Origin of the sequence: Streptomyces sp. NPDC007875 (assembly GCF_042868035.1) — a bacterium.
GTDB lineage: Bacteria > Actinomycetota > Actinomycetes > Streptomycetales > Streptomycetaceae > Streptomyces > Streptomyces antimycoticus.
This window is the reverse complement of the sequence record NZ_JBIADZ010000001.1, coordinates 837,396-845,577: the sequence shown is the minus strand read 5'-3', so window position 1 is coordinate 845,577 and position 8,182 is coordinate 837,396. Positions and strand designations below refer to the sequence as shown.

7 protein-coding genes are annotated in these 8,182 nt (G+C 72.3%); 4 read left to right on the top strand and 3 right to left on the bottom strand.

What is annotated here, in order from left to right; genetic code table 11:
- Positions 1-123: 123 nt before the first annotated feature.
- From ACFYOY_RS03665 to ACFYOY_RS03655, 3 genes are all read right to left on the bottom strand, one after another.
- Positions 124-771, bottom strand: coding sequence for a hypothetical protein (locus ACFYOY_RS03665; protein WP_351887064.1), 648 nt, complete (start codon positions 769-771; stop codon positions 124-126).
- A 178-nt stretch (positions 772-949) separates the two neighbouring features.
- The gene (locus ACFYOY_RS03660; protein ID WP_351887066.1) at positions 950-2,575 is read right to left on the bottom strand and encodes a D-aminoacylase; all 1,626 of its coding nucleotides are present in this window, start codon (positions 2,573-2,575) and stop codon (positions 950-952) included.
- 46 nt (positions 2,576-2,621) lie between these two features.
- Complete coding sequence (locus tag ACFYOY_RS03655) at positions 2,622-3,911, bottom strand: alanine racemase (protein ID WP_351887069.1); 1,290 nt, start codon at positions 3,909-3,911, stop codon at positions 2,622-2,624.
- Between the two features lie 147 nt (positions 3,912-4,058).
- Between ACFYOY_RS03655 and ACFYOY_RS03650 the strand changes: the two genes are divergently transcribed.
- The 4 genes from ACFYOY_RS03650 (at position 4,059) to ACFYOY_RS03635 (ending at position 8,124) form a co-directional block, all read left to right on the top strand.
- Complete coding sequence (locus ACFYOY_RS03650) at positions 4,059-5,234, top strand: sugar kinase (protein WP_351887072.1); 1,176 nt, start codon at positions 4,059-4,061, stop codon at positions 5,232-5,234.
- Entirely contained in the window at positions 5,231-6,064 is an 834-nt protein-coding gene (locus ACFYOY_RS03645) for an IclR family transcriptional regulator (RefSeq protein WP_351887075.1), read from the top strand. Before ACFYOY_RS03650 ends, ACFYOY_RS03645 begins: the two co-directional genes overlap by 4 nt.
- The gene (locus ACFYOY_RS03640; protein ID WP_351887078.1) at positions 6,061-6,474 is read left to right on the top strand and encodes a RidA family protein; all 414 of its coding nucleotides are present in this window, start codon (positions 6,061-6,063) and stop codon (positions 6,472-6,474) included. Before ACFYOY_RS03645 ends, ACFYOY_RS03640 begins: the two co-directional genes overlap by 4 nt.
- 177 nt (positions 6,475-6,651) lie before the next feature.
- A complete protein-coding gene (locus ACFYOY_RS03635) occupies positions 6,652-8,124 on the top strand; it encodes a GntP family permease (RefSeq protein WP_093464286.1) in 1,473 nt (490 codons plus the stop codon).
- Positions 8,125-8,182: the final 58 nt, after the last annotated feature.

The following is an 8,182-nucleotide window of genomic DNA, read 5'->3' as shown; positions in this document are numbered from 1 at the left end:
GGGGGGGGGGGGGGGGGGGGGGGGGGCGGGGGGGGGGGGGGGGGGGGGGGGGGGGGGGGGCGGGGGGGGGGGGGGGGGGGGGCCCGCCGCCCCCCCCCCCCACCGCCGCGGTCGGGCAGGTGCTTACTCGTGGGCGCTGATCACACCGCCGGCGCTGAGCACGATGTACACGCCGTTGGCGTCCATCCCGGCGTCGTGCTGGTTCGCCTCCAGCGTGCCGTCCACCGAGCCCTCGTTGCCGATGATGTCCGCGCGGAAGTGGGCGTCGCCGACCTTCGTGACCTTGGCCGTCCAGCCGCCCGCGAGCTTGAAGGTGCCCGGTCCGCTGTGCTCGCCGCCCATCCAGGAGTGGACCTCGCCGCTCTGCGTGAACACGACGTACATGCCGTTGGCGTCGAGCCCGGCATCGCGCTGGTTCGCCTCCAGCGTGGCCAGGACGGCACCGTCGTTGATGATCTTGAGGCGGTAGTGCTGGGTGCCGAGCTTGTCGATCTTGGCCGTGCTGCCGTCCGCCAGGGTCTGGTCGCCGGCCGAGGATGGCGCCTTGTCCGTATCGCCGGTCTTGGCGTCGGGCTTGGCGTCGGAGCCCTGCGCTCCGGTGGAGGAGCCCCCGGTGCTGGACTCGGCGGAGGCCGCGGGCTTCTTCGTGCCGGTGTCGTCCGTGTCGTTGTTGCAGGCGGTCAGGCTGAGACCGGCGGCTGCGATCAGGGCCGCGGCGGCAATGCGCATGCTGCGGCGACGAGCGGTGCGGACCGTGGTGTGGGCGTTCATGTCGAGTCCCCCCAGGGGCAGTCGGTGACGTTGTTCTCGGTACGTCACCCACTCTGGTCGGGGCCGCTACCGCAAGCCTGCCGCTCCGCTAACACCCTGCTAACACGGGTGTTAGCAGGGCAAGGACGCGCACGCATGCTCATCCGCAAGGCGTTGGCGAACCGCGGCTCTTCCCGGGTCAGCCCGTGCGCCGCCGTACCGAACGCCCCGCCAGGACGTCCGTCCGCCGGCCGTTCTCGATGACGAAGCGGCCGTCGATGAGGACGTGGGGGATGCCGGTCGGCAGGGTGCGTGGGGTGTCGAACGTCGAGCCCGCCGCCACCGTGTCCGGGTCGAAGAGGACGAGGTCGGCGCGGTAGCCCTGGTGGATCCGGCCGCGGTCGGGGAGGCGGAGGCGGGCCGCGGGGCGGGAGGTGAGGTGGGCCACGCACTCCTCCAGGGTGAGGACGCCCAGCTCGCGGACGTAGCGGCCGAGGTACTGCGGGAAGGTGCCGTAGGCGCGGGGGTGGGGCTTGGCGCCGTGGAGGATGCCGTCGCTGCCGCCCGTGTGGACCGGGTGCTTCATGATCGCCTGGACGTTCTCCTCGTGCCCGACGTGCTGCAGGATCGTGGGGCCGAGGTGGTCCTCCAGGAGGAGGCGGCGGGCGGTGGTCCAGGGGGCCTCGCCCCGTTCGCGGGCGCTCGCGGCGATGGTCCGGCCGACGTAGCCGGTGAGGGACGGGTCGTTCACGCCGGAGATCTCGATCGTGTCCCAGTCCATCGGTACGCCGTGACAGCCGTCCGCTCCCTCCACCTCCATGACGTGGCGGATGCGCTCGGCCGTCGCGTCGTCGCGCAGCCGCGCGAGCGCCGCGTCGGGGCCGCCCTCGGCCGCCCAGCTCGGCATCATCGCGGCCAGCGTGGTGCAGCCGGGGAGGTAGGGGTAGGTGTCGAGGGTGATGTCGGCGCCATCGGCGAGGGCGGCGTCGAGGAGGGTGAGGAGTTCGGGGGCGCGGCCCTTGTTGAGGCCGAAGTTCATGGTGGCGTGGGCGAGGTGGAGCGCGCAGCCGGCCTCGCGGGTGAGGGCCACCATCTCCTCGTAGGCGCGCAGGGCGCCGGCGCCGTAGGAGCGGTGGTGCGGGCAGTAGTAGCCGTCGTACGCGGCCACGACCCGGCACAGCTCGGTGAGTTCGGCGTCGGAGGCGTACATGCCGGGGGTGTAGGTGAGGCCGGAGGAGAGGCCGACGGCGCCTTGCTGAAGCCCCTCGGCCACCAGCTCCTTCATCCGGGCGACCTCCGCCGGTGTCGCGTCGCGGTCCTCCCAGCCGACCGCGAGCATCCGCACGGTGCCCTGGGGGATGAGGTAGGCGGCGTTGACCGCGATGCCCTGGCCGTCGAAGCCGTGGTCCAGGCGGTCCAGGAACTCGCCGACGGTGCGCCAGGTGAAGTCGATGTCTGTACTCCCGGGCGCACCGCCGTTCCAGCCGGTGATGGCCGTGCGGATCTGGGCGAGGGTCCGGTCGTCCACGGGGGCGTAGGACAGCCCGTCCTGGCCGATGACCTCGAGGGTCACGCCCTGCGCGGCCTTCGCCGAGTGGTCGGGGTCGCGGAGCAGCGCGAGGTCGCTGTGCGCGTGCATGTCGATGAAGCCGGGGGAGAGGACGAGGCCGTCCGCGTCCACGGTGCGGCGGGCGGTGGGGCGCGGCCCGCCGCCGTCCTCACGGACGACGGCGGCGATCCGGCCGCCGTCCACGGCCACATCGGCCCGGTAGGCGGCACCGCCGGTGCCGTCGATGACGCGTGCGTCGCGGATGACCAGGTCCATGGGGTGCGTCTCCCTGTGCGCAGAGTGGGGCGGAGCCCCGGAGGGGTCAGAAGAAGGTGCGGATGTAGTCCGTGACCGTGCCGTCCGCCTCCGCCACCGGAATGAGCTGCCACTTGTCGAAGCTGGTGCACGGATGCGAGAGCCCCAGGGCCACCCAGTCGCCGACCTCCAGCTCCGTGCCGTCCGCGACGGTGACCCAGGCGTGCTGGTCGGAGAGGGCCGTGATGGCCAGGCCCGTGGCGGGGCGGGTGGAGCCGTCGCGGGCGGAGCGGATGAGCTGGGGCTCGGGCATATCGAGGTCGTACGCCGCGTCCCGCTTGCCCGCGTTGAGGAACGCCTGGCCGGGCTCGGGGCGGGAGACGACCTGGGCCCACAGGCGGAAGGCCGGGTGCAGCTCGCCCTCCTCCGGGACGCGGTTGAAGGGCGTCAGATGCCGGTAGTGACCGTCGTCGTGGGAGACATACGCACCCGAGCGCAGCAGCTTCAGCACCGGCCGGGACAGCGTGGGCAGCTCCGCGAGGACGTCCGCCACCGCGTCGAACCACGCGCTGCCGCCCGCGCTGACGACCACCTCGTCCACGCCCTCGAAGCGGCCCGCCGCGTCGAACTCCGCGGCCAGTGCGGTGAGCCGGCGCAGCCATGCCCGCACCCGCTCGCCGTCCGCCTTCGGCACCTCGCCCTCGTAGCCGGCCACGCCTACCAGCCGCAGGGTCCCGGTGGCCGCGACCGCGTCGGCGACCGCCGCGCACTCCGCCTCCGTACGGACCCCGGTGCGCGCTCCCTCGCCGCCGCCCAGCTCGACCACCACCTCGACCGGCCGCCGCGCGCCCGCCTCGCGCAGCGCCGCGTCCATCAGCTCGACGCCGCGCACCGAGTCGACGTAGGCGATGAAGCGGAAATCGGGGTCGGCGTCGAGCTCGGCCGCGAGCCAGTGCAAGGCGGCGGCGTCGACGACCTCGTTGGCGAGGAAGATCCGCTGGATGCCGAAGGCCCGGTAGACCCGCACCTGGGTGGGGACGGCCGCGGTGATGCCCCAGGCCCCGTGGGCGAGCTGGCGCTCGAAGAGCTGGGGGGCCAGGGAGGTCTTGCCGTGCGGGGCGAAGGCGAGCCCATGGGCGGCGGAGTAGCGCTCCATCGCCACCAGATTGTGCTCCAGCGCCTCCGCCGACAGGGCCAGGACGGGCGTGGTGAAGCCGCCGGTGAACAGGGAGCGCCGCTCGGCGGCGAGCTCGCCGACCGTAAGGCCCTCGGCGCTCGGAGGCAGCCCCTTGAAGCGGTGGTCCACGCGCTCCCGCGCGAGAGCGGCGACGGCCCGGTCGCTGTGGTCGGTGGCCATGGAGGCGCCTCCATTACGGATTCCGGTTGCAATCTATGCAACGTTCATTGCGCATATCGCTTAGCGCTGTCTAACATCCCGCCCAGCACCGGGTCAACGGTGTGTGGCTGACCCCCATCCGTCCATCCCCGAGGAGCGAGACCAACCGTGCCCCCTCTCCCCAGCGTCGAGGCCGCCGATGGCGTCGCTGATGTCGTCGATGACATCGACGTCGTCTGCCTCGGCGAGTCGATGGTGACCTTCGTCCCGTCCCGCCCGGGCCGGCTGGCGGACGTTCCCTCCTTCGCCCGGGGCATCGGCGGCGCCGAGTCCAATGTCGCCTGTGGCCTGGCCCGCGCCGGGCACCGCGCACGCTGGATCAGCCGGGTGGGCACGGACGGCTTCGGCGAACACCTGGTGCGGGAGATCGCGGCCACCGGCGTGGACACGGCCTACGTCCAGCGCGATCCGCACCGCCCCACCGGCATCTACTTCCGCACGGCGGGCGAGCGCGCCGTCGGCTCCGAAACGGTGGACGGGTCCGGCGCCGCGGACGGGGACGGCGCCGCGCAGTCGCCGGAGCCGCTCGCCGAGGTGGTCTACTACCGGGCCGGATCCGCCGCCGCGGCCATGTCCCCGGCGCTCATCCCCCGGGAGCGGGCCTGGTCCGGCCGGGTGCTCCATCTGACCGGGATCACCCCCGCCCTCTCCGCCGACTGCTGCGCGCTGATGCGTGAGCTGACCGCCCGCGCCCCCGGCCGTCCTCTCGTCTCCTTCGACCTCAACTACCGCGTCTCCCTCTGGCAGCGGGAGGACGACGCCGAACAGGGCCCCGCCGTCCTGCTCGGCCTCGCCCGCGGCTGCGACCTCGTCTTCGTCGGCGAGGACGAGGCCGAGGCGGTCTGGGGGCTGCGCGGCCCGGCGGCGATCCGGGCGGCGCTGCCCGAACCGGAGATGCTGGTCGTCAAGCAGGGCGGCGCCGGGGCCACCGCCTACGCCCGCCGCCCGGACGGCACCGACGCCGTCACCTTCGAACCCGCCCCGCGCGTCGATGTCATCGCCCCCGTCGGCGCGGGCGACGCGTTCGCCGCCGGCTTCCTCTCCGGCGCCCTGCGCGGACTGCCGGTCGCCGAACGGCTGCGCCACGGCCACCTCATGGCCGCCGCCGCCCTCACCGTCCCCGGCGACCTCGGCACCCCGCCCTCCCGTGAGCACGCCGACCACCTGGTGGCACTCGATGCCACGCAGTGGGGGACACTGCGATTCGGCCCCGGCTGGACAGATCTGCCGTCTCCCGCCGAAAAGTGGGCCGAGACCGCAGCGGTGGAGGTATCCGACCCATGAGCCAGACCGTCGACCGAGCGCTGAGCATCCTGCCGCTGCTGGCGGAGGGCCCGGCCAATCTGGAGCAGGTCGCCACGCGGCTGGGCGTGCACAAGTCGACCGCGCTGCGGTTGCTGCGCACCCTCCATGAGCACGGCATGGTCTACCGCCAGCAGGACCAGCGCTACCGCCTCGGCGCCCGTCTCTTCGCGCTCGCGCAGGAGGCGGTGGAGAACCTCGACGTCCGCGAGATCGCCCACCCCCATCTGATGGCGCTCAACGAGCGGTGCGGGCACACGGTCCATCTCGCGGTGTACGAGGAGAACGAGGTGCTCTACATCGACAAGGTGGAGAGCCGCTACCCGGTGCGGATGTACTCGCGGATCGGCAAGCCCGTCGCCATCACCGTCGCCGCCGTGGCCAAGCTGCTGCTGGCCGATCTGCCCGAGCCCGAGCGGCGGACGCTGGCCGAGCGGCTCACCTACCCCGCGTACACGCCCCGTTCGACGCCGAACGCCGCCGCGTTCCTCAAGGAACTGGCGACCGTGCGCGAACAGGGCTGGGCCACCGACTTCGGCGGCCACGAGGAGTCGATCAACTGCGTCGGGGCGCCGATCCGGGGAACGGACGGGCGGGTCGTCGCCGCCTGTTCGGTGTCGGCGCCGAATGTCGTCGTCAGCGCCGAGGAACTCCTCTCCCTGCTGCCGCTGGTGCGCCGCACGGCGGAGGAGATCAGCCGGGAATACTCGGGCGGCGCCGCGGTGTCCCCACCGGTGTCCCACGCCTCGCAGAACCCCTCCCAAGTAACAGCAGAAACACCCGAGAAGAAAGCCGAGGAGCCCTCCTCATGACCGAGAAGCTGCAGAAGACCGCGATCACCCCGGCCACGCACACCACCCCGCCCGCCAAGTTCTCCCACGGCGTGAAGAAGGGGAACGTCCTCCAGGTCGCCGGTCAGGTCGGCTTCGGCCCCGCCGTCCCGGGCCAGGCCCCCACCCCCGTCGGGCCGACCCTGCGCGAGCAGACCCTGCAGACCCTGCGCAATGTGCAGGCCGTGCTGGAGGAGGGCGGCGCGAGCTGGGAGGACGCCATGATGGTGCGCGTCTACCTCACCGACACCGGCCACTTCGCCGAATTCAACGAGATCTACAACGAGTTCTTCGCCGACCTCAAGGAGGCCCCGGCCGCTCGTACGACGGTCTACGTCGGCCTCCCCGCCGGTCTGCTCGTCGAGATCGACGCCCTCGCCGTTCTGGGCTGACCCCGAAAGCCCCGCGGCGGGCGGGAGCGCCTTTCGCCCGCCGCGGGTTCCACCCCTGACTCGTCCTCACCGTCCCCGTCGTCGGAAGCTCGAGCCCTGATCAACCGCACCCACGCTCTCCCAGCGCGCGGCCCCCCGCCGTGCGGCGGTACCCCCTACCCACACCCGGAGTTCCCCATGTTGCTCGCGGCCGCTCCCGCTGCCGAGACACCACCCCACACCGGTGGTCTGCTCGCGCTCATCGACGGCACCGCCGGTCTGCTGACCGTCGCCGCCCTCGGCATCGCGCTACTGCTCTACCTGATCATCAAGGTCCGGCTGCAGCCCTTCGTGGCACTGCTCGGCGTCTCCATCGCGGTCGGCCTGGCCGCCGGTCTCTCGGTCACCGAACTCTTCGGCACGGTCCAGAAGTCGGACGCCGTATCGCTCATCGAATCCGGTATGGGCGGCATCCTCGGCCACATAGCCATCATCATCGGCCTGGGCACCATGCTCGGCGCGATACTCGAGGTCTCCGGCGGTGCGGAGGCGCTCAGCGCCCGGCTGCTCGGCATCTTCGGGGAGAAGCGGTCACCGCTCGCGATGGGGCTGACCGGCCTGATCTTCGGCATACCCGTCTTCTTCGACGTCGGCATCTTCGTCCTCGCGCCGATCGTCTACGCGGCCGCCAAGCGCAGCGGCAAGTCGATCCTGCTCTACGCGATGCCGCTGCTCGCGGGCCTGTCCATGACCCACGCCTTCCTGCCGCCGCACCCCGGCCCGGTGGCCGCGGCCGGACTGTTCCATGTCGACCTGGGCTGGGTCATCCTGATGGGCATCGTCGTGGGCATCCCGTCGGTGCTGGCCGCGTGGGGCTACGCCGCCTGGATCGGCAAGCGCATCTTCGTCCCCGTACCGCAGGACATGGTCGAGGCGGCCGAGGAGTCCCGGGAGGCGGTCGCGGCCCAGCAGCGCGCCTCCGGCGTCACCCCGGCCGAGCGGCCGGTTTCGGTGGCCACGGTGCTCGCGATCATCGGCACCCCGCTCGTCCTGATCCTCTGCGCCACCTTCTCCTCCGTCGCGCTGGACCCGAGCACCGGCCGCTCGGTCATCGAGTTCTTCGGCCACCCCTTCGTGGCGCTGACGATCGCCCTGCTCCTCGCCTACTACCTGCTGGGCATCCGGCGCGGCTGGTCCCGCAAGTCCCTGGAGACCGTCTCCACCGCCTCCCTCAAGCCCGTCGGCAACATCCTCCTGGTCGTCGGCGCGGGCGGGGTCTTCGGCGCGGTCCTCAAGGGCAGCGGTGTCGCCCAGGCCCTGGCCGACGCCTTCGACAGCGCGGGCCTGCCGGTCATCGTGCTGGCCTGGCTGATCTCGGTGGTGCTCCGGGTGGCCCAGGGGTCGGCGACAGTCGCGATCGTCACGACGGCGGGCATCGTCACCCCGATGCTCTCCGAGGGCCACTACTCCCAGGCCCATCTGGCGCTGGTCATCATGGCCATCTCGGCGGGCTCGATCTTCGCCTCGCATGTGAACGACGGCGGCTTCTGGATGGTGGCGAAGTACTTCGGCATCTCCGAGAGCGACACGCTGAAGTCCTGGACGGTGCTGGAGACGGTGCTGTCGGTGGCCGGTTTCGTGGTGGCGGCCCTGCTGAGCATCGTCATCTAGCGGACGGCGCCCGCATGACAACGGCCCCCGAATCTCGGCAGAGACTGCCGAGATTCGG

Coding starts and splice junctions, on each gene's coding strand:
- ACFYOY_RS03660 (WP_351887066.1), bottom strand. CDS start 2,575: ATGGACCTGGTCATCCGCGACGCACGCGTCATCGACGGCACCGGCGGT.
- ACFYOY_RS03635 (WP_093464286.1), top strand. CDS start 6,652: ATGTTGCTCGCGGCCGCTCCCGCTGCCGAGACACCACCCCACACCGGT.
- ACFYOY_RS03665 (WP_351887064.1), bottom strand. CDS start 771: ATGAACGCCCACACCACGGTCCGCACCGCTCGTCGCCGCAGCATGCGC.
- ACFYOY_RS03645 (WP_351887075.1), top strand. CDS start 5,231: ATGAGCCAGACCGTCGACCGAGCGCTGAGCATCCTGCCGCTGCTGGCG.
- ACFYOY_RS03655 (WP_351887069.1), bottom strand. CDS start 3,911: ATGGCCACCGACCACAGCGACCGGGCCGTCGCCGCTCTCGCGCGGGAG.
- ACFYOY_RS03640 (WP_351887078.1), top strand. CDS start 6,061: ATGACCGAGAAGCTGCAGAAGACCGCGATCACCCCGGCCACGCACACC.